This is a genomic window from Bradyrhizobium sp. URHD0069, assembly GCF_000701345.1.
GTDB lineage: Bacteria > Pseudomonadota > Alphaproteobacteria > Rhizobiales > Xanthobacteraceae > Bradyrhizobium.
The window spans coordinates 1-1806 of sequence record NZ_JNIJ01000119.1 but is presented as its reverse complement, the minus strand read 5'-3'; the positions used below and the strand labels follow the sequence as shown (position 1 = coordinate 1806).

1 protein-coding gene is annotated in these 1806 nt (G+C 62.2%); it reads left to right on the top strand.

Going from position 1 to position 1806, the window contains the following annotated elements:
• Positions 1-448: 448 nt before the first annotated feature.
• Complete coding sequence (locus tag N554_RS0130480) at positions 449-1708, top strand: MFS transporter (RefSeq protein ID WP_371259538.1); 1260 nt, start codon at positions 449-451, stop codon at positions 1706-1708.
• Positions 1709-1806 lie beyond the last annotated feature (98 nt).

Below are 1806 nucleotides of genomic sequence, written 5' to 3'. Positions count from 1 at the left end.
GTGGGTTTTCATGACTTTCCTCCCTGATCGTTGCAAGATTTGCCGCGTGTGCGTGCGCACACGACCGTGCGAGTGCTGGTAGCATCGGCAAAAAAGTACGTCGGTCTATTTAGGTGCGATGCCCGCCGACGGCTTCGACGCTGCCGCTAAAGACAAATCGGGACCTCGGCACGTCCCGCTGGCAGCTCCCAAAGGCAGTAGGTGCAACATACATCAGCGGCAAGGATGCCGGAAGGGCCGTGACGGTTACAGATGAGCGAGTTGGTCAGTTCAATTGAGGCCAACTGAAGTTTGTCTGTTTATCGGGGTAGAGCGGAAGTGACAGGAACGTCGTCAGAATGACGCGAATGACCCGCAGCGGATGACGAGTGTGGAGCGCGCGAGTATTTAGTGCTGGCCGTGGCGGGGCCTCCGATCCTCTACTACATGAGGGACTCGGTGCGCCGCAATCGGATGCTGTGGCTATGGCTATGACATCAACCAGGAGCAAGCGTTCACCCCGTTCTCGCTGGACGCCGTCAACTTTCTGCTCGCGGACGTCCGCGGCGCCCTCGGGCCTTTTCTCAACGTGTTCCTGGTCACCCAGCAGCATTGGAGCCAGTCCGAAGTCGGATTGGTGACCACGATCGGAGGCCTACTCGGGCTCGCCGTCCAAACGCCGATCGGCGCCGCGATCGACGCGACCCGCGCCAAGCGCGGAGTGATCGTCCTGGCGCTCGCCGTGCTGGGCATCGGAGCTGCCATCATCTTTGTGTGGCCGAGCTTCTGGCCGGTGATGATCGCCAACAGCCTGACCGCAGTTGTCGGTGACGTCTTCGGTCCTGCGGTCGCGGCCCTGACCTTGGGCCTGTACGCGCGCAAGCAATTGGCCCGCCGCATGGGACGGAACTCGGCCTTCGACCATGCGGGCAATGTCGCCATCGCCGTTTTGGCGGGCGCAGTTGGCTATGCCTTCTCGCAACGCGCCGTCTTCCTTCTGGTGCCGGTCTTCGCCGTGCTTGCCGGCATCGCGGTGCTTTCCATTCCGGCCGAGGCAATCGATTTGGACCGGGCGAGAGACTTGGACCAGGAGACCGACGCGGCTGGGCGCTCCGCCGGCCCCGCCGGTTACGGCATCCTGCTCAAATCCCGGCCTCTCGTCATCTTTGGCCTGTGCGTCATGCTGTTCCATTTTGCCAATGCACCCCTGCTCCCACTGGTGGGACAAAAGCTGGCAGCCTCATTTCCCGAAGAGGCGACGGCCATGATGTCGGCGTGCATCGTCGCCGCACAACTGGTGATGCTGCCGATCGCCCTGCTGGTCGGACGTACTGCCCACGGTTGGGGACGGAAGCCTCTGTTTCTCGCCGGGTTTGCCATCCTGCCCATCCGTGCGGTGCTCTACACCTTCTCCGATAACAGCTTCTGGCTAATCGGTGTCCAGTTGCTCGATGGCGTAGGAGCCGGGATATTCGGCGCCCTCACGCCCCTTGTAATCGCCGACATCATGCGAGGCACCGGTCGCTACAACCTTGCTCTAGGTGCCATCGCAACGATGCAGGGGATCGGCGCCTCGCTGAGTGGCCTCGCTGCTGGCTTGATCGTCGATCACTTGGGATACAGCGCAGCCTTTCTCACCTTGGGCGCTGCCGCGGGGGTGGCGCTGATCGTCTTCGCGCTTGAAATGCCCGAAACTGCCGAACCCGAGACGGCCCCGCAGCCGTCTTGAGTCCGTTGCTGATGCTGTGGACGGCTCCTCCACCGGCACTTGAGTGCCATGGATGTGGGCGCTGTTGAGGCTCCCACGATTCGGAGGAGCTATCCATG